Here is a 21,961-nt window from a genome sequence, read left to right on the forward strand (position 1 = left end):
TATGGAAGTCAATCAGCCCGACATCGTCGCGCAGGTAAGCGCGGCCTTCGTGGAGTACGAGCGCGCGCTGGTCGACAACGACGTCGCGGCGATGAACGCGCTTTTCTGGAATACGCCGGAAACGGTGCGTTATGGCATTGCGGAAATCCAGCATGGCGGCGAAGCGATTCGCCTCTGGCGCGAGAGCTGTCAGCCGGTGCCGAAATCGCGCACGCTGCATCGGACGGTGGTCACGACCTTCGGCTCGGACTTCGCCACCGTCAGCACCGAATTCACCAGCGACGCCACGCCTTTGCTCGGCCGTCAGATGCAAACCTGGGCGAGACTCGGCCCAACCGAAGGCTGGAAAATCGTCGCGGCTCACGTCAGTCTTATCGCCGCGCCGTGAAACGTCGATAATAAGAACAAAGGGGGAATCCGGCCTCATGAACGAACCGACCAATCTGCTTGAGCAGCCGAGTGCTTCGAGTGTGCAGGAGACATCCGCGGCACCTGTTGCGGCCAACCCGCTTGCCGAACAGGTCTATCAGCAGTTGAAGAACGACATCTTCAGCTTTCGCCTGTTTCCCGGCGACCGCTTTTCGGAGAACGGCATTGCGCAGCACTATGGCGTGTCGCGCACGCCGATGCGCGACGGTTTGTTCCGTCTGCAACGGGAAGGCTATCTGGAAGTGGGTTTCCGGCGCGGCTGGAAAGTGGCGCCGATCAACTTCGATCAACTGGACCAGCTTTACGATTTACGCATCGTGCTGGAAGTAGCGGCGGTGGAGCGCATTGGCGCGGGCGGCGACGTCGCGCACGAGGCGGTGGAAGGGTTGAAGGCAGTCTGGTGCGTGGCGCCCGAACTGCGTGAAAGCGATCCGGTGAAGATGTTCGGCATGGACGAAAACTTCCACCGTCAACTGGTTGCCGCCACCGGCAATGCCGAAATGCTGCGGGTACATAACGAAGTGACCGAGCGCATCCGCATCGTGCGGCGGCTCGATTTTCTGAAACCGCATCGCACCAGCGCGACCTACGACGAACACTCCACCATGCTCAATCTGATCGAGCGCAATCGTCTCACCGAGGCGATCATCCTGCTGCGCGCGCACGTCACACAGAGCAAGCTGGAAGTGCGCAAGATCACCTTGTCGATGCTCGCCGCCGCGCGCGACAGCAAGCTGCCCTTCGTTTCCTGAGCGCGCTTCGGGTTCAGTCGTAAGAGAACGCGCCGCCGAATTTGTCGATGCGTTCCAGCGCCATGCCCGAGCCACGCACCACGCAAGTGAGCGGCGCCTCGGCGACGAACACCGGCAGGCCGGTTTCTTCAGCCAGCAAACGGTCGAGGTCGCGCAACAATGCACCGCCGCCCGCCAGCATGATGCCGCGCTCGGCGATATCCGCGCCGAGTTCCGGCGGCGTCTGCTCCAGGGCGATTTTCACCGCCGAGACGATCTGGTTGAGCGGATCGGTCAGCGCTTCGAGAATCTCGTTGCTGGACACGGTGAAGCTGCGCGGAATGCCTTCCGACATATTGCGGCCCTTGACTTCCATCTCCTTGACTTCGGAGCCCGGAAACGCGGAGCCGATTTCCTTCTTGATCGCCTCGGCGGTTTGTTCGCCGATCAGCATGCCGTAGTTACGACGAATGTAGTTGACGATCGCGTCGTCGAACTTGTCGCCGCCCACGCGCACCGAGCCTTTATAGACGATGCCGCCGAGCGAGATCACGCCGACTTCGGTCGTGCCGCCGCCGATATCGACCACCATCGAGCCGGTTGCTTCCGACACCGGCAGGCCGGCGCCCGTGGCCGCGGCCATCGGCTCTTCGATCAGATACACCTGCGAGGCGCCCGCACTGTGCGCGGCTTCCTTGATGGCGCGCCGCTCCACCTGGGTCGAGCCGCACGGTACGCAGATGATGATGCGCGGCGACGGCGCGAACATACGCGTCTCGTGCGCCATCTGGATGAAGCGCTTGATCATCTGCTGGGTGATGTTGAAGTCGGCGATCACGCCGTCTTTCATCGGGCGAATCGCCTCGATGTTGCCCGGCACCTTGCCGAGCATCTGCTTCGCTTCCTTGCCGACCGCCAGAATGATTTTCTTGCCGTTAGGACCACCCTCCTGACGAATCGAGACCACGGAAGGCTCGTCCAGCACGATGCCCTTGCCACGCATGTAAATCAGGGTATTCGACGTGCCGAGGTCGATGGCCAGGTCGTTGGAAAAATAGCCGCGCAAAAAACCGAACATGCAAATTCCTGTCTCTCGGATAACGGGCGCCAGAGCGCCTTTGGGGAGGGCCGCCGGAAGGCGGCCGCCGACCAGCGGGGTCGGAAGAGTGGGAAGCTTAACAGTTTCGGGATTTGTCGCACGGATGTCGGCTCACGGACGGCCTGCGATGCCCCAGCGTCGAAAACGCCGTCACGACGCGAAGAAACGTGCGCCTGCGCACACACCGTAAGCCAACGGCAAGGCATTCTCCTTGCAACCCTTACAGTGTGTACCGCCAGTCCGGCACGCGTTTTCCCGCCCGGAGCGGGAGAGGGAAGCAGTATTGCTCATCTGCAGTGAGGCGATATGGACGAGACAAAGCTGAACGCGCGGCGCTACGACGTCATCACCGATGAAGCCGGATTTCGCGCCTTGCAGCCCGAATGGGACGCGTTGTGGTCGAGGGCAGAGGGCTTCTGTTACCAGTCGTTTGCATTTTGCTGGCTGGCCTGGCTGCACGTGTCGAAACCACATGGACGCAAGCTCAAGTGTCTCGTGTGCCGGGAAGGCGGCCGCCTGGTGATGGTCTGGCCGCTCGAAATGGTTAGACGTTCGCTCTGGACGTACCTCGTTCCGCTCGGACCCGAAGGCGGCGATTTCACCAGCGTGCTGGTGGAGAACGGCGCACAGACCGCCTCGCTCGTGACGGGCGCATGGGAGGTGGCAAAGCGGCGTTGCGGGGCCGACTTCATTCATTTGCCGTATGTACGTGAATCGCTCGTGCTGCATAAGCTCGTGACCGGCGAGCGCAGGATCGTATTCGCCGAGCCGCACAATTCGTCGGCGGCGAAACTGCGCGGCGAGGGAACGTGGGACGAGTATTGCCAGACCCTTGGCACGCTGTTTCGCAAGAAGCCAGGCGGCTTCACGAAGAAGCTCGCGAAAGAAGGCACGGTCGACGTGCGCATGCTCGACCCCGCCGAGGAGAGCGAGACGGCGTCGATCGTCAAATGGATGTTCGAGTGCAAACGTGTCTGGAGCGGCCGGGTGGGCAAGCATAGCGTCTGGCTCGATTCACCCGAGTTCGAGCGCTTCCTGTGCAAGCTGATCTATTCGGGCGACGTGGCTTCGATGGCGCGGCTGATCGTCGTGACGCTGGACGATGCGCCGGTAGCGGCGCTGATCGTCAGTCTCGGCAATCCGTGGGCGAGCGCCATCATTTCCGGCTATGACCCGCACTATGGCAAATGCTGCCCCGGCCTGATCGGCATCGAGCACTGCGTCAAATGGGCGTTCGAAAGCGGCTACGACCTCGATTTCGGCGTAGGCACCGAGGAATTCAAGGCCTATTGGTCGCGTCGCCGGGCGACGACCGCGTGGACCGTTCAAACGATCAACTCGACATGGGGGCTGGTGGCGATGCGCGGGCGGCGTTTGATGCGCGAGGCGATGGAGCGGGTGAGGAAACCGACGCCTGAGGAAGCCGGATCGCCGGAAACGGACGCGGCGCTCGCGCCCGGCATGCGGCTTCAGACGCCCGACGCCGCGAGTCAGCGCGGCATTGGAGAATGAGTTGATGCGACGAAAGGATTTCCTTCCAGAGCACGTCTACGAACGGTCGCGGCTGCGTACCCGCGTCGCGCCGGTAATCACGGCGACGCCGAGCATGATGACGGCGACGATGGCGATCGTATGTTGAGCGACATGCATGGCCATCAATCCCCAGGACACGCCGCCGATCAGGATGATCCAACCAATCAGATAAATAACCAGCGTCATTGTTGTTCTCCTTGTTCGAGTTGACGAAAGGCAACGGGTCTATCGAGTAGCAGATTTCGCGCCCGATACGTTGCAGTCACGCCTGCACGGAGAAAAACGACGCGGTGAGGAACGAAGCACGCACGCCGCAACGCGCGCGCCTCGTCCGCCTCACCAGGACATGCCGATCAACCACAGGCCGGTTTGGCCTTCTTGCACGCATCGGCGAGCTGCGGCGGCGGGTCTTTCTTGAACACCGTCTTATACGATTCGAGCACGTTCGACTGAACCACCGGCAAGGACTGCACGCCGATCCACGCCGGCGGCGTCTGGCCGATCAGCGCCTTCATCATCGCCATGGCTTCGGCCACGCCCTGATCGTACGGACGCTGGGAGCCGGTCGCCTTGAGCGGACCACCCTTGGCGATCTCGATCGCGGATTGCAGGCCCAGATCGACCGTGGTCATCGGAATCGTCACGCCTTGGGCGCGCATCGAGGTGAGCGTATCGAGGGCCGGTTGGTCCCACACCGCGAACAAGCCCTTCACGTCCGGATTGCCGGTGAGAAAGTCACCCGCGATCTGGCCGACCTTCGACGGGTCCGTGAACGCGACCTGCTTGATCTTGATGTCGGGGCGATTCTTTTTGAACCAGTCGTTGACGGCCTTGGTGCGCTCCGTCGTGCTGAAGTAGTCCACGCCGAAATTCACGAGGCCGATCGTCGAGCCTTGCGGCACGCACGAGGCCAGCACCTTCGCCGCGATCTGGCCGTTGCCTTCGCTGTCCGCCGAGATCATCGCGGCATACTGTTCAGGATGCTTCAGGCCGGTTGGCACGTTATCCATGAACACGAGCTTGATGCCGGCCTCGGACACCTTCTTGTAGGTGGCGGCCGTAGCCGTGCCGTCGACCGGAATCGAGATGATGCCGTCGGGATGGCGCTGAATCGTGTTCTCGATGTCGGCGATCTGCTTGTCGACCTGGTACTCAGCCGAGGCCGTGCCGATCACTTCCACGCCGTATTTTTTCAGCGTGTCGGTGATGCCTTGCACCTGCAGTTGCGACCAGTCGAGATTCATCGTCTGCATCGAAATGCCGACCTTGAATTTGCCCGCCTTGATCTTGGCGATGTCCGCATCGCTCAGCTTCACGGCATCCACCGAAGCGGCTTTCTCGCCGTTCGGCCCTTGCCCGACGATGCCCTTCGGGCCGATCTGTCCGGCGGGAATGCCGGTCACGCATTGCGCGTAAGCGCCCGAGGCAGCCAGCGAAGCCACCACGGCTGCCGCCATCACGCTGGCTAACGCCATTCTTGAGCCACGACGTTGTTTCATGTTTCTCCTCCATTGGTTTTGATGTCGGTACTACGTCTCCTGCCAATCCCGTCAACGGGCTGCTTACGGATTACTTCCTCGTGAAGGCGACCGCCGCGACGATGATCACGCCTTTGATCACGAGTTGCAGCGATGAACTGACGCCGAGCAGCACCAGTCCGTTGTTGAGCGTGCCGATGATCAGGCTGCCGAGCAGCGTGCCGAGCACGAAGCCGCGTCCGCCGAACAGACTGCAGCCGCCGAGCGTGACGGAGGCGATCACGTCCAGCTCCATGCCTTGCACGACGTCGGGCCGCGCCGCATGCGAGCGGGCGGACAGCACGAGCGCGGCGAGGCCGGCCAGCGCGCCGGTGAGAATGAAGGCGAGGGTGGTCACGCGCCGCGTGTTGATGCCGGAGTAGAGCGCGGCCGTCGGGTTGCCGCCCGCCGCGTAAATCTGCCTGCCGAACACGCTGTAGTGCAGCAGCAGAATGCCCGCGATCACCGCCAGCAAGGTCCAGATGATCGGCACCGGCACGCCGAAAATATCGCCCTCGCCGAAGATCGAGATGAACGAGTCGTTGTCGATGATGACGGGCTTGGTGGTCGTCACCATCAGCGCCAGTCCGCGTGCGGCGCTCAAGGTGCCGAGCGTGACTAGAAACGACGGGATGTTGATCCGTGTGGTGACGATGCCGTTGATCGCGCCGACGATCGCACCCGTGCCGATCCCCGCAATGGCGCCGATGACCCAGTTGTTGCCGACATACGCCATCGCCAGTGCCGCCGACATGCCGGAGAGTGCCAGCGTCGAGCCCACCGACAGATCGATCTGCCGCGCGATGATCACGAACGTCATGCCGATCGCGATGATCGAGACCAGCGCGGTTTGCCGGCCGATGTTCAGGAAGTTGTCGATGGACAGAAACCACGGCGACGCGAAACTGAACACGACGAGCAGAATCGCGAACGCGGCATACAGCGCATACGGTCGGTCGCCTTGCAGGAGGACTTGCGCAATGCGCCGCATACGGCTTTTTTGCGGCGGCGCGGCCTGCCGTTGCGCCGTCAGCGGCGAGACAGAATCATTCATATTGCGGGCTCTATTGAAGAACGGGACAGTTGGATCATGTGATGCAAGGCTTCGGCGCTGGCCACCTCGTTACGCTCGACGGTCTTCACGATCGCGCCATCCGCGACGATCGAAATCCGGTCGCACAGCCGCAGGAGTTCGTCGAGGTCGGAGGAGACGACCAGTACGCCCGTGCCGGCTTGCGCGGCGTCGTTGACCACGCCGTAGATTTCCTCGCGCGCGCCGACGTCGACGCCGACGGTCGGTTCGTCGAGCATGAGCAGTTTGGGACGCGGGTGATTCCACTTCGCGAAGACCACTTTCTGCTGGTTGCCGCCGGATAGAAACCTGACTGCTGTAGACGAGCCCGGTGCTTTGACGGCCAGCTCTTTCATGGAACGCCTGGCTTGTTGCACGGCGGCCTGGCTGCGCAGCCATCCCCAGCGCGAGAAATGCGGCAGGCGTGGCAGCGTCAGGTTGCGTTCGATCGAATGATCGAGCACGAGGCCCTCCAGATGACGGTCTTCCGGCACCAGGGCGACACCTAGCTGAATGGCTCGCGCCGGTACGATGCGTGGGAGCCGCTGAGCATCGATTTCGATGGTGCCGGTGTCGACTGATCGAAGCCCGAAAATGGTTTGCAGAATCTCCGTGCGGCCACTACCGATCAGGCCCGCGAGTCCATGAATCTCGCCGCGATGAAGCGTCAGGCTGACGTCGCGCAGCCGGTCGTTGCTCACGTTCGACAGTTTGAGCACGGGTGCAGCGGGGGAGTCGGTCTCCACTGCGCGATCTCTCTCCGGTGGCTGCGTGTCTCCCGCAACCGGACGCGCCTGTTGCGCCGCGCCAACCGCCGTCTTTTCTCGCGCCTGCAACGCAGCGTGGCCGGGGCCGACGATCGCGGCCACCAGTTGCTTCATATCGGTTTGCGCGGTCGCAAACGATCCTGCGTTGGCGCCGTCACGAAACACGGTGACATGCTGCGCAATCCGGAACACTTCGTTCAGCCGATGCGTCACATAGATCACACCGACGCCGCGATCGGTAACCGCGCGAATCGCGTCGAACAGAATCTGTTCTTCACCGCCAGTGAGCGCCGAAGTCGGTTCGTCGAGGATCAGCACGCGCACTTCGCCCATCAAGGCCTTGCAGATTTCCGTCATTTGACGGTACGCGAACGGCAGCGAATCGACCTGCGCCTTTGGATCGAGCGGAATGCCGTGCGAGCGCAGAAATTCGCCGACGGTCGCCATCAACTGACGGTTCTTCACAAAACCCAGACGCGTGCGCGGCTCGCGGCCCAGCATCAGATTGGCGCCGACCGAGAGCGACTCGACCAGACTCAAGTCCTGATAGACCACGGCAACGCCGGCATCGCGCGATTGAGCAGGCGAGTCGAACACCACTTTCTGGCCGCCGATTTCGATCACGCCGTCGTCGTACGCATGCACGCCGCTGAGTATCTTGATCAACGTGGATTTGCCCGCACCGTTCTCGCCGAGCAGGGCATGCACTTCGCCAGGGAAAACTTTGAGGTTGACGCCGCGCAGCGCTTGCACGCCGCCAAATCGCTTGGTGACGCCTGCAACACGGATCAATGGAACCCGAGGCGATGACGCGGCCGCGACCGCAACCGGCTCACTCATCTGGCATGTCTCCTTCGTCTAGGTGACGAGATTCTTTTCTTTATCTGACGCTAGTCGGCCGGGACCGTGTTGTGATCTTCGCATCATGAATATGGTGCGTCAATAACATTTACGGGCTTTCCCTAGGCCTTAAGCGCCTGCTTATGTAACGATTACTCGCAAAGCTTGTTATGATTCTATCAATCGTTGTAGCATAAGTGCGAACAAATTGTCGGCGGCAGTTGTGCGCCGCGTCATATTTCCGGATGTCTTATGCCCGAAGCCCCGTTGCAATCTTCTTCCTCGGTCGTCGCCTTACGCGGCATGCCGATCGTTCATCCCGCGCGCAATCCCGGCATGCCGTTCGACGCCTCGTGGCTCGACGGCTTGCGCGTCAATCAGTCGGCCGTGGAAAGGCGCACCGCCACGCTCGGCACCCGCCGCACCGTCAAGAAAGACGCGCAGGCGGCGTGGTTGCTCAAAGCGGTCACGTGCATCGACCTCACCACGCTCAGCGGTGACGACACCGAAGGCCGCGTGCGCAGACTCTGCGCGAAAGCGCGGCAGCCGGTGCGCACCGATCTGCTCGAAGCACTCGGCATCGCCCCGCAAGGCATCACGACGGGCGCGGTGTGCGTGTATCACCGCTTCGTCGGCGCCGCGGTCGATGCGTTGCAGGGCAGCGGCATTCCGGTCGCGGCAGTGTCCACGGGTTTTCCCGCGGGACTGAGTCCGCATCCGCTGAAGCTGAAAGAGATCGAAGCGTCGGTGGCGGATGGCGCGCAGGAAATCGACATCGTCGTCACGCGTGAATACGTGCTGACCGGCAACTGGCAGGCGCTCTACGACGAAGTGCGGGACTACCGCGCGGCCTGCGGGCCGGCGCATCTGAAAACCATCCTCGCCACCGGCGACATCCGCACGCTGTCGAACGTGGCGCGCGCCTCGATGGTCTGCATGATGGCCGGCGCCGATTTCATCAAGACGTCCACCGGCAAGGAGGGCGTCAACGCAACATTGGACGTCTCGCTCGTGATGGTGCGGATGATCCGCGAATACCACGAACGCACCGGCGTGCTGATCGGTTTCAAGCCTGCGGGCGGCGTCTCGACGGCAAAATCGGTGCTGTCCTATCAGATCCTGATGAAGGAAGAACTCGGCCGCGCGTGGCTCGAACCGGAACTCTTCCGCATCGGCGCATCGAGCCTGCTGGCCGATATCGAACGCCAGCTCGAACATTACGTGAGCGGCCGTTACTCCGCTTTCAACCGTCACCCCGTAGCCTGAATAGAAGATCGATCCCATGAGCGTAGCCGAGTATTTTTCATCGATGGAGTACGGTCCCGCACCCGAGGACGATCAACCCGCGCGCGCGTGGCTCGCGCAGCATGAAGCGGGCTTCGGGCATTTCATCGGCGGTGCGTGGCATGCGCCTGCGGCCGGAGAACGTTTCGCGTCGAACGCGCCGGCAACGGGCGAACGGCTGGCGAATATCGCGCAAGGCGACGCAGCCGATGTCGACGCCGCGGTCGCCGCTGCGCGTGCCGCACAAGCTGGCTGGCTGGCGCTGGGCGGCGCAGGACGCGCGCGCCATCTGTATGCGCTCTCGCGCATGGTGCAGCGTCATAGCCGTCTGTTTGCCGTGCTCGAAGCGCTCGACAACGGCAAGCCGATCCGCGAGACGCGCGATATCGACGTGCCGCTCGTGGCCCGTCACTTTTTGCATCACGCCGGTTGGGCGCAGTTGCAGGACAGCGAATTTGCCGACTACGCGCCGCTTGGCGTGGTCGGTCAGATCGTGCCGTGGAATTTCCCGTTGTTGATGCTCGCATGGAAGATCGCGCCGGCCATCGCCACGGGCAATTGCGTGGTGCTCAAGCCTGCCGAATACACGCCGCTCACCGCGTTGCTGTTTGCAGAACTCGCGCATCGTGCGGGTCTGCCTGCGGGCGTGCTGAATGTCGTGACGGGCGATGGCCGCACCGGCGCGGCGCTCGTCGAGCATCCGCAAGTCGACAAGATCGCGTTTACCGGTTCGACCGAAGTCGGCCGCCTGATCCGTTCGGCAACGGCCGGCTCGGGCAAATCGCTGACGCTCGAACTCGGCGGCAAATCGCCGTTCATCGTATTCGACGACGCGGACCTCGACGGCGCGGTCGAAGGCGTCGTCGACGCGATCTGGTTCAACCAGGGTCAGGTGTGCTGCGCGGGCTCGCGGCTGCTGGTACAGGAGGGCGTCGAAGCACGCTTCATCGCCAAGCTGAAGCGACGCATGGAGACGCTGCGCGTCGGCACGTCGCTCGACAAGAGCATCGATCTCGGCGCGATCGTCGATCCGCTGCAACTCGAACGGATTCAGTCGCTGGTGGAAACCGGCCGGCGCGAAGGTTGCGCCGTGTGGCAATCGCCCGATACCACGCTGCCTGCGGGCGGCTGCTTCTATCCGCCCACACTCGTGACCGGCGTGGCGCCGGCTTCCGTGCTGGCGCAGGAGGAAATCTTCGGCCCGGTGCTGGTGGCGATGAGCTTTCGCACGCCCGACGAAGCGATTGCGCTCGCCAACAACTCGCGTTATGGACTGGCCGCGAGCGTGTGGAGCGAAACCATCGGCCGCGCGCTCGATGTCGCGCCGCGTCTGGCTTGCGGTGTGGTCTGGATCAACGCGACCAATCTGTTCGACGCGGCGGTGGGCTTCGGCGGCTATCGCGAATCGGGCTACGGACGCGAAGGCGGCCGTGAGGGCATTTACGAATATCTGAAACCGCGAGCGTGGCTCAATCTTCCAGATCGGCGCGCCGCGCGCAGCATCGGCGCGGTGAGCGACGAGAACGTGCTCGATCCGCTGTCGAATGTGACCTCGATCGATCGGACCGCGAAGCTCTTTATCGGCGGCAAGCAGGTGCGCCCGGACAGCGGCTATTCGATGCCGGTTCACGCACCGGATGGCACGGCGGTCGGCGAAGTGGGCGAGGGCAATCGCAAGGACATCCGCAACGCAGTCGAGGCGGCGCGCGGCGCGCAGAAGTGGTCGCAGGCCACCACGCATAACCGTGCGCAAGTGCTGTTCTATCTGGCGGAAAACCTCGCTGTGCGAGCAGACGAATTCGCGCGGCAACTGGTCGTGCGCAGCGGCGCGACGGAAGCGGCGGCGCATGCGGAAGTGGATGCCTCGGTACAACGCCTTTTCACCTACGCGGCGTGGGCCGACAAGTTCGACGGCGCCGTACATACGCCGCCTTTGCGCGGCGTCGCGCTCGCCATGCATGAACCGCTGGGGGTGATCGGCATTGCATGTCCGGCCGAAGCGCCGTTGCTCGGTTTCGTTTCGCTGGTGGCGCCGGCGCTGGCGATGGGCAATCGCGTCGTGGTGCTGCCGAGCGAAGCATCGCCGCTCACGATCACCGATTTCTATCAGGTGGCCGAGACCTCGGATGTGCCGGCCGGCGTGCTGAATATCGTGACGGGTACACGCAATGCCCTGCTGCCGGCGCTTGCGAAACACGACGATGTCGATGCCGTCTGGTGCTTCGGCAATGCGGCGGACTCGACGCTGGTGGAGCGCGAATCGGTCGGCAATCTGAAGCGGACCTTCGTCGATTACGGCCACCAGTTCGACTGGTTCGACGGTGCCAGCGAAGGGCGGCCGTTGCTGCGCCAGGCGGTGCAGGTCAAGAACATCTGGATACCGTACGGAGACTGAACGACAGTCGCGCCGATGGTCTGAACGACACGCACGCCAACCAGAAAATGGAGGAGATACCGTGCTGAACAATCTGGATCTGCAGGACCACGCCGAAGTGCCTCGCGCACTTCAGGCAACGCAGGAACATCTCTTCAACCCGATTCGCCGGGTACGGGGGGAAGCCGCATGAGCACGTCTTCGCAACGCAACGGAAGCGTCGTCATTCTCGGCATCTATGTGACCGACCTGACGTTTCGCGCCGGACGCATGCCGCAGATCGGCGAAACCATCGCGGGGACGGCTTTCGCAATGGGGCCCGGCGGCAAGGGCTCGAATCAGGCCGTGGCCGCTGCGCGCGCCGGCGCAAACGTGGTGTTCTGCACCCGCCTCGGCAACGACGCGTTCGGCGAGATTGCGCGCGCCACGTGGACCAAAGAAGGCATCACGGCGCGCGCGACCGTGATCGACGGCGTCTCGACAGGCGCCGCTCATATCTTCGTCGACGACAACACCGGCATGAACGCGATCATCGTGGCTTCTGGCGCGGCCGGCACGATGGAGGCCGCTGACGTCGACGCCATCGAAGACGATATCGCCGCCGCTCAGGTTTTCGTCACGCAACTCGAGCAGCCGCTCGCGGCAGCGCGTCGCGGGCTCGAAGTGGCGCGCCGGCATGGCGTCGTCACCGTGTTCAATCCGGCGCCGGCCATGCCGCTGGACGACGGCATCTTCCCTTTGTGCGACTACATTACCCCGAACGAAACCGAAGCGACCGCGCTCACTGGCGTGCCGATCGCGAACGCGGAGGACGCGCGCCGCGCCGCCGACGTTCTGCTCGCCAAAGGTGTCGGCACGGTCATCGTGACCTTGGGCGAGGGTGGCGCACTGCTGCATTCGGCCACGCAATCGATCCTCGTGCCCGCATACCACTGCGGCCGCGTCGTGGAAACCGCGGGCGCGGGCGACGGCTTCACGGGCGGTTTCGCGGCGGCTCTCGCACGTGGCGAAGACGCCATCACCGCCATGCACTTCGGTTCCGCGCTGGCCGGCATTTCCGTGACCCGTCCGGGCACGGCGCCGTCCATGCCGACGCTCGACGAAGTGAACCAGGTGTTGAACCAGCCGGCCGGCCTGTCCCAGGCATCCTGAGCGTTTGCGTAGATTGAAGGAGCGTGTCGTCACCATGAAGTCAACGTTTGCCGCTGGAAAACTGTTCGGCGACCGGCAACTGAATTTTCTGCTGATCGTCAACGTGCTCGTCGTGCTGGTCGCGACGTGGCTCTCGCACGGCCAGTTCGTCGATATCGACAACCTGCAGTCGATGGGCGGCCAGTTGCCCGAACTCGGCCTGCTCGCGCTCGGCATCATGCTCTCGATGGTGTCCGGCAACGGCGGCATCGACCTGTCCGGTGTCGGGCTCGCCAATCTGTCCGGCATGGTGGCCGCGCTGATCGTGCCGCACTTCGTCAATGGCGACGATTCGCCCGCGCTTTACACCGCGCTCTTTTGCGTGATCGTGGTGGTGATGGGACTGCTCGGCGGCTTGCTGAACGGCGTGGTGATCGCGCGCCTCAGACTCACGCCGATTCTCTGCACACTCGGCACGCAATTGCTCTTTACCGGCTTCGCGGTGGTGTTGAGCAACGGCGCGTCGGTACATGTCGACTATGTGGACCCGTTGTCGGATATCGGCAACGGTACGGTGTTCCAGGTGCCGATCGCGTTCTGCATCTTCATCGCTGCCGTGATCGTGCTGGGGTGGCTCCTCAAGCGCAGCCCGTTCGGCTTGCGGCTCTATCTGATGGGCACCAATCCCAAGGCCGCGTTCTATGCCGGCATTCCACGCGCCCGCATGCTGATCACCACCTATGCGATGTGCGGCGTGCTCGCGTCGCTGGCTGGATTGATCAGTGCGACCCATACGTCCAGCGCAAAATGGGACTACGGCAACTCCTATCTGCTGATCGCGATCCTGATCGCGGTGATGGGGGGCGTGAATCCGGCGGGTGGGCATGGCCGCATCATCTGCGTGTTTTTCGCGGCGACCGTGCTGCAGTTTCTCTCCAGCCTGTTCAATCTGATGGGCGTCTCGCAGTTCTTCGGCGATTGCGCGTGGGGTTTTCTGCTGCTGCTCTCGCTCGCGTTCGCGGGCGGCGAACGGGTGCGGGCGATCTTCGGATTCGGCGGTGGTGGCGGCGGTGGCGGTGGTTCGGCCGCGACGCCCAGGCGTTAGCCCAGGCACCGACAAAAGTTTCAGTACACAGCGGACAACGAGCCCCGGCTGTCCGTCACGGTTAAGTGGGCGACATCGAACGAAGAAAGGAGACATCGCATGAAACTGACTCGACTGAGCGCCGCGCTGGCGGCAGGCGTTCTTACTGTTGGCGTGATCGCTGCGGCGCACGCGGCGACCAACGAAACGATCGTCACGGTCGTCAAGGTGACGGGCATCAACTGGTTCAACCGGATGGACGACGGCGTGAAAGAGTTCGCCAAGGACAACCCCGGCGTGACTGCGTATCAAACCGGCCCCGGCCGCGCGGACGCGGCACAACAACTGAAGATCATCGAAGACCTGATCGCCAAGAAGGTCACGGCGATTGCCGTGGTGCCCTACGATCCGCCGACGCTCGAACCGGCGCTGAAGAAAGCGATGGATCGCGGCATCAAGGTGGTCACGCATGAAGCGGACAACGAGAAGAATACGATGGTCGACATCGAAGCCTTCGACAACACCGCCTACGGCGCGGGCCTGAACGAACGTCTCGCCTCGTGCATGCACGACGACGGCAAATGGGCCGTGCTGGTCGGCTCGCTCGGCAGCCGCTCGCAGGTGCAATGGGCGGACGGCGGCATCGGTAACGCCAAAACCAGGTATCCGAAGATGGATCTGGTCGAACCGAAGCTCGAAACCAACAATGACGGCGAACGTGCCTATGAAGTCGCGAAGGAAGTGCTGCGCAAGCATCCCGACCTGAAGGGCTTCCAGGGCTCGTCCTCGCTCGACGTGATCGGCATCGGCCGTGCGGTGGAAGAGGCCGGCATGCAGGGCAAGATCTGCGTCTACGGCACGGGTCTGCCGACTGAAGCGGGCAAGTACCTCGAAAGCGGCGCGATCAACGGCATCGCTTTCTGGGATCCGAAGCTCGCAGGCATCGCGATGAACAAGATCGCCAAGATGCTGGTGGACGGCAAGACGGTCGAGAACGGCGCCGATCTCGGCATTCCGGGCTACACGAAAGTGACGGTCGCCAAAGGTCCGGGCAAGGGCATCATCGTGCGCGGTCAGGGTTGGGTGAACGTCGACAAGTCGAACTACAAACAGTATCCGTTCTGAGTTTCCTGCAGTACGTGTAACGACGCGTGCCCGCAAGGGCACGCCCTAACCTGCGACTCGCCACCATGAATCAGGACGTCAGTTCACCGCAGTCATCCCCGTCACCGCAAAGCGGCACGTCGCAAGCTTTCCTGCAGGTGGTCGGCGTGCACAAGCGCTTTACCGGCGTGCATGCGCTGCGCGGCGTGAGCCTCTCGTTCGAACGCGGCCAGATCTATCACCTGCTCGGTGAGAACGGCTGTGGCAAGAGCACACTCATCAAGATCATCTCCGGTGCCCAGCCCCCGGACGAAGGCGAGCTCGTGATCGAAGGCGTGCGGCACGCGCGTCTCTCCGCGCTCGAATCGCTCGCGGCCGGCATCGAAACCGTCTATCAGGATCTCTCCCTGTTGCCGAACATGAGCGTGGCGGAAAACGTTGCGCTCACCTCGGAACTGGCCACGCACGCGGGCAAACTGGCCCGCACGTTCGATCGTCGTGCGCTCGCCAGCACCGCGGCCCGCGCGCTGACTTCGGTCGGCTTGCCCGGCGACGCCCAGTTTCAGGCCACGCTCGTCGAGCAATTGCCGCTGGCCACGCGGCAGCTCGTGGCGATTGCGCGCGCGATCGCCAGCGAGGCGAAGTTCGTCATCATGGACGAACCCACCACCTCGCTGACCCAGAAGGAAGTCGACAATCTGATTGCCGTGCTCGCCAAACTGCGCGCGCAGGGCGTCACCGTGCTGTTCGTGAGCCACAAGCTCGACGAGTGCTACGCGATCGGCGGCGAAGTCATCGTGTTGCGTGACGGCCAGAAAATGGCGCAAGGGCCGATCGCGCAATTCAGCAAGGAGCAGATCAGCGAGTTGATGACAGGACGGCATCTGTCGAACGAACGCTATCGCGAAGGCGCCTGCGAGCCGAATGTCGTGCTCGACGTGCGCGGCTACACACGCAACGGCCAGTTCAGCGAGGTGTCGTTCGCTTTGCATGGCGGCGAAATTCTCGGCATCACCGGGCTGCTCGATTCGGGACGCAACGAACTCGCGCGCGCACTGGCAGGGGTCGCGCCCGCGCAATCCGGACAGGTGCTGCTCGACGGCAAGGCGATCGCATTGCGCACGCCGTCGGATGCGAAGGACCATCGGATCGGCTATGTGCCGGAAGACCGCCTGAACGAAGGGCTCTTTCTCGACAAACCGATTCGCGACAACGTCATCACCGCGATGATCTCCAGCCTGCGCGACCGTTTCGGACAGATCGACCGCAGCCGCGCGCAAGCGCTGGCGGAGCAGACGGTGAAGGATCTGCAGATCGCCACGCCCGGTGTGGATAAACCCGTGCAGTCGCTCTCCGGCGGCAACCAGCAGCGCGTGCTGATCGGCCGCTGGCTCGCCATCGATCCACGCGTGCTGATTCTGCATGGCCCTACCGTCGGCGTCGACGTCGGCTCGAAGGACATCATTTATCGCATCATGCAGCGGCTGTCGCAACGCGGCATCGGCATCATTCTCATCAGCGACGATTTGCCTGAACTGCTGCAGAACTGCGATCGCATTCTGATGATGAAGAAAGGCCGCGTGGCCGACGAATATCGGGCCGATGCCTTGAGCGAAGCCGATCTGTATCACGCGCTGCTGTCGGAAGCGGCATAAAGGACGTTCCCACCCATGAACTCGCGCATCGATTCGCGCCTGAACCAGACCATGACCACCCCGACCGTCGTCGAAGTCGCCCCCGAGGTCAAGCCGCCGAGCTTGCGGGCCAAGCTCGCCCGCAATCCCGAATGGTTCACCGCCGCTTTGATCGTGGTGACGTGCCTGATTGTCGGCGCGATCAATCCACGTTTTTTCCAGTTGGCCACGTTGTTCGATCTGCTGCACTCGGCCACCACCATGTCGCTGTTCGCGCTGGGCACGCTCGTGGTGCTCGCCTCCGGCGGGATCGACGTGTCGTTCACGGCGATTGCCGCGCTGACCATGTACGGCATCACCAAGGCCGTGTTCGCCTGGTGGCCCGATGCGCCATTTGCGCTGATTCTGATTACCGGTGCGCTGGGCGGTGTCGTGCTGGGCATCGTCAACGGCTTGCTGGTGCATCGACTGAAAGCGCCTTCGCTGATCGTCACGATCGGCACGCAATATCTTTATCGTGGCTTGCTGTTGACGTTTATCGGCACGTCGTTCTTCATGAATATCCCGCACAGCATGGATCGCTTCGGGCGCATTCCGCTGTTTTTCTATCACACGAGTGATGGTTTGCGCGCCGTGCTGCCAATTTCGGTGGTGGCGCTGGTGGCTGCGGCGGTGCTCACCTGGTGGCTGTTGAATCGCACGATGATGGGTCGCGGCGTCTACGCGATGGGCGGCAGTCTCGCGATTGCCGAGCGGCTCGGCTACAACCTGCGCGCGATCCATCTGTTCGTGTTCGGCTACACGGGGATGCTTGCCGGCATCGCGGGCATCCTGCACGTCTCGAACAACCGGCTCGCAAATCCGTTCGACCTGGTGGGCTCGGAACTCGATGTGATCGCGGCGGTGATTCTGGGCGGTGCACGCATAACGGGCGGCACGGGGACGGTGGCGGGCACCTTGCTCGGCGTGGTGCTGGTCACGCTGATCAATAGCGTGCTGATTCTGGTCGGCGTGCCGAGTACCTGGCAGAAGGTGATTATCGGCGCGTTCATTCTGATCGCCGGGACGCTGTTTGCTTTGCAGCGCAAGAACTGATGCGAAAGCGCATGGAACGCGAGAGCGTTCCATGCTGGACGTCAGCGCTTAACGACGCTTGCGGTGATCTTGGCCTTTCTCGGTGATGATCGAATCGAAGTCGTCGACTTGCGAGAAGCGCACGGCTTTCACTACACCGAATTTGCTTTGATCCACCACCAGATGACGCTCGACCGCACTCGCCATCGCGGCCTGCTTGAGCGCCACCTCATGAAAATTCCAGCAGGTCACGCCGCGCGCCGCGTCCACGCCGCCTGCTGAAATGAAGGCCTTGTTGATGCCCATGCGGCGCAGCATCTCCAGACTCTCTTCGCCGGCGAACGAATCCGACGAGGGCACATAAACGCCGCCCAGCAGAATCATTCGCACATTCGGCTTGCGCCGCAAAATTTCCGCGACGTTCAACGAGTAGCAAACGACTGTCACGTGCCGTTCCACCGGAATCAGTCGGGCCAGCGTGGTAAGGGTCGTGCCGCAGTCGATGAACAGCGTTTCGTTATCGCCGATCAGTCCCGCCGCCACCGCCGACGCTTCGGCCTTGGCCTGCGCGAAGTGGTCTTTTTCTTCTTCGAGTGAGTAGCCGGCGTTGTTGGGAACGTCGGTTGCGCTGACGATATAGCCGCCGAGATACGTGAACCGTTCCGGACTGCCTGCGATGTCGCGCCGCACGGTCATCTCCGAAACGCCTAGCAGGGCGGCGGCGTCGCGCAGGCGCATCACGTTTTGCCTGGCCAGCGCATCGGCGAGGGCGCGGAGGCGGTCGGGTTTCAGCATGGAGGTCCTGTCGCGCAGTGTGGAGGGGCGTTATGTTTTGTTCGAGTTGATGAAAGGATTATAACAAGAGCTGGTCCGCGCGGCGAGTGCGGCGTGAGGCAGGGATGCCTGCCGTGGCGTCGATTTGTTGGTATAAAGTAGGTCGGCGACCGCGATGCGGCGCGATGGATGTGCATCACCTCCACTGTTCCTTATGGGTCTGCCTCCGCGATGAAATACAAGGACTATTACGAGCTTCTCGGCCTCGAGCGCGCTGCGTCGCAGGACGACATCAAGCGGTCGTATCGCAAGCTCGCGCGCAAGTATCACCCTGACGTCAGCAAGCTCGACGACGCGGAGGAGCGCTTCAAGGAACTCGGCGAGGCTTACGAGGTGCTCAAGGACCCCGAGAAGCGCGCCGCCTACGATCGCCTCGGCAGCGACTGGCGCAACGGCCAGGACTTTCAGCCGCCGCCGAACTGGGACGAGGGCTTCGAGTTCCGTGGCGCGGGCGGCCAGAGCGGCATGCATGGCGAGCCGCACGACTTCAACGATTTCTTCGGTTCGATGTTCGGCGACGCGCGCGCCCAGCACGGCCAGCATGCGCGTCACAGACCGTTCGAAGCGCGTGGCGAAGATCATCACGCGAAAGTGCTGATCGATCTCGAAGACGCTTATCGCGGCGCGCAGCGCTCCATTTCGCTGCAAGTGCCGGTGGTCGATGCGCAAGGCCATGTCGCGCTCGAATCGCGCACGCTCGACGTCACCATTCCCAAGGGCATTCGCGAGGGCCAGCATCTGAGGCTCGCGGGGCAGGGCGGACCGGGCACGACACCCGAAAACGCCGGCGATCTTTATCTCGAGATCGGCTTTCGCGAGCATCCGCGTTTTCGCGTGGATGGCCGCGACGTCTCGATCGAATTGCCGGTCGCGCCCTGGGAAGCCGCGCTCGGCGCACCGATCGCGGTGCCCACCCCCGACGGCACGGTCGAGATGACCGTGCCGGCCGGTTCGGCCGGCGGCCGGCGTTTGCGTCTCAGAGGCAAGGGCATCCCCGCCAACCCGCCCGGCGACCTCTACGTGGTGTTGAATATCGTGCTGCCGCCCGCCGACAACGAGTCGTCGAAAGCGGCTTACGAGGCGATGCGCCTCGCGTTCAACTTCGATCCGCGCGCGCACTTTTATGGGTGATCATCGTGAAAGAGACTAATACGACGACCTGGTTGCAAGGGCAGATTGTCGATGACAACCTCGAGTTCACGCTCGTCGAACTCAGCCGCGCAAGCGGGGCCACGGAAGACGAATTGACGCTGTGGGTCGCCGAGGGCGTGTGCGAGCCGGTCGGAACGCAACCCGAAGAGTGGCGCTTCAGCGGCACGGCGCTGCGGCGCGCGCGCACGGCGCAGCGGCTCACGCACGGCCTTCAGATCAATGCGCCCGGCGTCGCGCTGGCCCTCGATCTGCTCGACGAGATCGCGGCGTTACGTGCGCGAGTCAAGCGCCGGTAGACATCCCCGCTCATTTTGCGAGGCACGCCCGCTTTGGGCGTCGATATTTTAGTTGCCTTGCTAATCATATTGCGTTCTAATCTTCTTATGTTCGATCATTGCCTTTACTTCAATTCGTCCGCGTTGATGCGCCTCGTCGAGCGCGAATGGGCTTCAGCGTATGCGCCTTTCGGGCTGACGCCGGCGCAGGGATTCGTGCTGCGCGTCGTGCTGGCCTCGCCCGGATGTCTCGGCAGCGAGGTGGCGGACTTGCTGGGCATTGCCCGTCCCACGGCCACGCGATTGATCGACAACCTGGGTGACAAGGGTCTGGTCGAGCGCCGTCAAGGCGAGGCCGACGGCCGCGAGTGGTATGTCTTTCCCACCCGCGCGGGAAAAGCGCTCGACAAGCCGATCAACGCAGCGAGCGCCGCGATTGCGAAGGCATTGCGCGAGAAGCTCGGGGCGGATCTGTTCGGAACCACGGTTGCCAATATGCATAGCGTTAGAAAAGCGTTGTCGTGACGGCAGCGTTTTTTTTGATCAATAGTTGTCATGCTAACTAAATGGGAAGACTGATGAATCACTCATCGACGTCGTGCGCGAAGACCAGCCGAAGTGCGCGCGAGCAAGTAGAAAGAGGCCGATGGATTGTCGGTCTGCTGGTGACGCTGGTGGTCGTCGCTGCATTCGTTGCAGCGGTTGCGTACGCGCCGGCAAGCATTCGTGCAAATAACGCGCTGTGTCTGCAGCAACTCGCGAATGAGGAGCACACGAGTCTGGAGGCGTTTTTTCAGAATCCGGTCGAGCAGGATGCCTTGGTGCAAGCGGTTGCCGTTTGTGCGCGCTGAAGGGACCGGCGCAGGATGATCTGCCGGCCGACCTGGCGATAGCGTGCGGGAGAACCGCACGATCGCCACGTTCTCGCCACTTTGTTATCCGTGGACCGGACAACCGTTGAAACGCCCACGAAACTCCGCCGAGTCTTCATACGCTGGTTTGCGCGCGCGCATTACGCCGCCGAGCGGCCGGTGCGCGGCAAGCCCATGCCACGGACTGAACAGCATGCCGTCGTCGATGGCAGCCGAACGCGCGTCGCTCCACGCAGGTTGCTGTGTCACGCGGATGCGCGCCACCGCCACGTATGGGCTTTCATCCTCGGGCCACGGCACCGAGGCATCCTCCACCGGCATCTTTTCGATGTCGGTGGCAAGTTGCACGCGCACTTCCCATTCGCCGGACTGGGTCGCGAAAAAGGCGTTGACCGCGTCACGTAAAGCATCGGGATGTCCGTTGACATCCAGCGGCGCGTCCGTCAGGGCAGTGAGTTCAGCAGAGACCGGCGCGACGCTGAGTTTGGCGAAGTACTGTCCGTAAAGAAACGGCACGCCGGTGTAGAACGTCTCGCCAAGAATGTGCGTCTCAGGATGACCGCCCAGACTTTTGAGCGTGCCGCTTTCGCCGCCCACCGCCTCGACCACTTTCTCGGCACCACGCAGCACCGCCGACAGCACCTTCTTGCCGGTGGGCGCGCGATCGGTGGTTTTGGCGAGCAGTTTCAGTGTCGAAAGAAACGCCTTCGGCGTGGCCACCGTGAAAGCAGGCGCGTTGATCATGACGAAGTCCTGAGTGGTCTGGGCTTCGCTCCCGGGCAACCGGGCGCCTTCGACATCCGCGATCTTGATGGCCAGACCGCGCGGGGTCGACACGCTGTCGTCGAGGATATCGCCGGGATTGGTCGACAAACGCATCACCACCTTGTGCGTGCCGGGTCGCGCGAAAATGCCCTGAGCAAGTTCGGGCGGCAAATTGTCGAGCACGGTCAGTTCGCCGTCGAGCAAGCCATGACTTTTTGCATGCACGCTGCGAACGGCGTGATGGTAATCCTGCGACGTTTTCTCCTGAATACCGTGCAGTGCGTCGATCAGTTGCCGGGTTGTGTCGGCCTCGTCGTCAGGTATTTGTTCGAAAGTCGTGTCGAACGTAAGCGGGCGAATGGCAAATAAGGTGCTCATTGATGGGCTCCG

At 62.8% G+C, this 21,961-nt stretch carries 21 protein-coding genes; 14 read left to right on the forward strand and 7 right to left on the reverse strand.

What is annotated here, in order from left to right; all coding sequences use genetic code 11:
- Position 1 precedes the first annotated feature (1 nt).
- Entirely contained in the window at positions 2-388 is a 387-nt protein-coding gene (hpxZ, locus tag FQ705_RS14775; RefSeq protein ID WP_144142145.1) for an oxalurate catabolism protein HpxZ, read from the forward strand.
- A gap of 37 nt (positions 389-425) precedes the next feature.
- Positions 426-1,181, forward strand: a complete 756-nt coding sequence (locus tag FQ705_RS14780; RefSeq protein WP_144142147.1) for a GntR family transcriptional regulator — start codon at positions 426-428, stop codon at positions 1,179-1,181.
- A 13-nt stretch (positions 1,182-1,194) separates the two neighbouring features.
- Here the strand turns inward: FQ705_RS14780 and FQ705_RS14785 are convergent, their stop codons facing one another.
- Positions 1,195-2,238: a rod shape-determining protein gene (locus tag FQ705_RS14785; RefSeq protein WP_144142149.1), complete on the reverse strand. Its 1,044-nt coding sequence runs from the start codon at positions 2,236-2,238 to the stop codon at positions 1,195-1,197.
- Between the two features lie 327 nt (positions 2,239-2,565).
- On the opposite strand from FQ705_RS14785, the gene FQ705_RS14790 reads away from it, so the two are divergent.
- Positions 2,566-3,771, forward strand: coding sequence for a GNAT family N-acetyltransferase (locus tag FQ705_RS14790; RefSeq protein WP_144142151.1), 1,206 nt, complete (start codon positions 2,566-2,568; stop codon positions 3,769-3,771).
- Positions 3,772-3,807: 36 nt separating this feature from the next.
- On the opposite strand, the gene FQ705_RS34090 is transcribed toward FQ705_RS14790, so the two are convergent.
- The 4 genes from FQ705_RS34090 to FQ705_RS14805 form a co-directional block, all read right to left on the reverse strand.
- Positions 3,808-3,978 (reverse strand): hypothetical protein, encoded by a 171-nt coding sequence (locus FQ705_RS34090; protein ID WP_186307854.1) that lies wholly within the window; start codon positions 3,976-3,978, stop codon positions 3,808-3,810.
- 167 nt (positions 3,979-4,145) lie between these two features.
- A complete protein-coding gene (locus FQ705_RS14795) occupies positions 4,146-5,291 on the reverse strand; it encodes a substrate-binding domain-containing protein (protein ID WP_144142152.1) in 1,146 nt (381 codons plus the stop codon).
- Between the two features lie 70 nt (positions 5,292-5,361).
- Entirely contained in the window at positions 5,362-6,363 is a 1,002-nt protein-coding gene (locus FQ705_RS14800; RefSeq protein ID WP_144142154.1) for an ABC transporter permease, read from the reverse strand.
- Positions 6,360-7,988 (reverse strand): sugar ABC transporter ATP-binding protein, encoded by a 1,629-nt coding sequence (locus tag FQ705_RS14805; protein WP_144142156.1) that lies wholly within the window; start codon positions 7,986-7,988, stop codon positions 6,360-6,362. The genes FQ705_RS14800 and FQ705_RS14805 overlap by 4 nt, the downstream gene beginning before the upstream one ends.
- Positions 7,989-8,240: 252 nt before the next feature.
- Here FQ705_RS14805 and deoC point away from each other — a divergent pair, with 252 nt between their 5' ends.
- The 7 genes from deoC to FQ705_RS14840 all read left to right on the forward strand — a co-directional run bounded on the left by deoC (position 8,241) and on the right by FQ705_RS14840 (position 17,694).
- A complete protein-coding gene (gene deoC / locus FQ705_RS14810) occupies positions 8,241-9,254 on the forward strand; it encodes a deoxyribose-phosphate aldolase (protein ID WP_144142157.1) in 1,014 nt (337 codons plus the stop codon).
- Between the two features lie 16 nt (positions 9,255-9,270).
- Positions 9,271-11,667 (forward strand): aldehyde dehydrogenase family protein, encoded by a 2,397-nt coding sequence (locus tag FQ705_RS14815; protein WP_144142159.1) that lies wholly within the window; start codon positions 9,271-9,273, stop codon positions 11,665-11,667.
- 168 nt (positions 11,668-11,835) lie between these two features.
- Positions 11,836-12,798 carry a ribokinase gene (rbsK, locus tag FQ705_RS14820; RefSeq protein WP_144142161.1) on the forward strand — a complete coding sequence of 321 codons (963 nt, stop codon included), beginning with the start codon at positions 11,836-11,838 and terminating at the stop codon, positions 12,796-12,798.
- Positions 12,799-12,832: 34 nt separating this feature from the next.
- Positions 12,833-13,882 carry an ABC transporter permease gene (locus FQ705_RS14825; protein ID WP_144142163.1) on the forward strand — a complete coding sequence of 350 codons (1,050 nt, stop codon included), beginning with the start codon at positions 12,833-12,835 and terminating at the stop codon, positions 13,880-13,882.
- A 99-nt stretch (positions 13,883-13,981) separates the two neighbouring features.
- On the forward strand, positions 13,982-14,986 hold the full coding sequence (locus FQ705_RS14830) for an autoinducer 2 ABC transporter substrate-binding protein (RefSeq protein ID WP_144142165.1): 1,005 nt from the start codon (positions 13,982-13,984) through the stop codon (positions 14,984-14,986).
- Between the two features lie 65 nt (positions 14,987-15,051).
- Positions 15,052-16,620, forward strand: coding sequence for a sugar ABC transporter ATP-binding protein (locus tag FQ705_RS14835; protein WP_186307855.1), 1,569 nt, complete (start codon positions 15,052-15,054; stop codon positions 16,618-16,620).
- Positions 16,621-16,635: 15 nt separating this feature from the next.
- Entirely contained in the window at positions 16,636-17,694 is a 1,059-nt protein-coding gene (locus FQ705_RS14840) for an ABC transporter permease (protein ID WP_144142167.1), read from the forward strand.
- A gap of 48 nt (positions 17,695-17,742) precedes the next feature.
- Here FQ705_RS14840 and FQ705_RS14845 read toward each other — a convergent pair whose 3' ends face one another.
- Positions 17,743-18,468, reverse strand: coding sequence for a DeoR/GlpR family DNA-binding transcription regulator (locus tag FQ705_RS14845; RefSeq protein WP_144142169.1), 726 nt, complete (start codon positions 18,466-18,468; stop codon positions 17,743-17,745).
- Positions 18,469-18,678: 210 nt separating this feature from the next.
- Between FQ705_RS14845 and FQ705_RS14850 the strand changes: the two genes are divergently transcribed.
- The 4 genes from FQ705_RS14850 to FQ705_RS14865 all read left to right on the forward strand — a co-directional run bounded on the left by FQ705_RS14850 (position 18,679) and on the right by FQ705_RS14865 (position 20,785).
- The gene (locus FQ705_RS14850) at positions 18,679-19,638 is read left to right on the forward strand and encodes a DnaJ C-terminal domain-containing protein (RefSeq protein WP_144142171.1); all 960 of its coding nucleotides are present in this window, start codon (positions 18,679-18,681) and stop codon (positions 19,636-19,638) included.
- On the forward strand, positions 19,635-19,955 hold the full coding sequence (locus tag FQ705_RS14855; protein ID WP_144142173.1) for a chaperone modulator CbpM: 321 nt from the start codon (positions 19,635-19,637) through the stop codon (positions 19,953-19,955). Before FQ705_RS14850 ends, FQ705_RS14855 begins: the two co-directional genes overlap by 4 nt.
- Positions 19,956-20,042: 87 nt before the next feature.
- On the forward strand, positions 20,043-20,459 hold the full coding sequence (locus FQ705_RS14860) for a MarR family winged helix-turn-helix transcriptional regulator (RefSeq protein ID WP_144142175.1): 417 nt from the start codon (positions 20,043-20,045) through the stop codon (positions 20,457-20,459).
- Positions 20,460-20,512: 53 nt separating this feature from the next.
- Positions 20,513-20,785, forward strand: a complete 273-nt coding sequence (locus tag FQ705_RS14865; protein ID WP_144142176.1) for a hypothetical protein — start codon at positions 20,513-20,515, stop codon at positions 20,783-20,785.
- A gap of 84 nt (positions 20,786-20,869) precedes the next feature.
- Here FQ705_RS14865 and FQ705_RS14870 read toward each other — a convergent pair whose 3' ends face one another.
- Positions 20,870-21,949: a catalase family protein gene (locus tag FQ705_RS14870; protein ID WP_144142178.1), complete on the reverse strand. Its 1,080-nt coding sequence runs from the start codon at positions 21,947-21,949 to the stop codon at positions 20,870-20,872.
- Positions 21,950-21,961: the final 12 nt, after the last annotated feature.

This window comes from Paraburkholderia sp. BCC1884 (assembly GCF_900996225.1).
Taxonomy (GTDB): Bacteria; Pseudomonadota; Gammaproteobacteria; order Burkholderiales; family Burkholderiaceae; genus Paraburkholderia.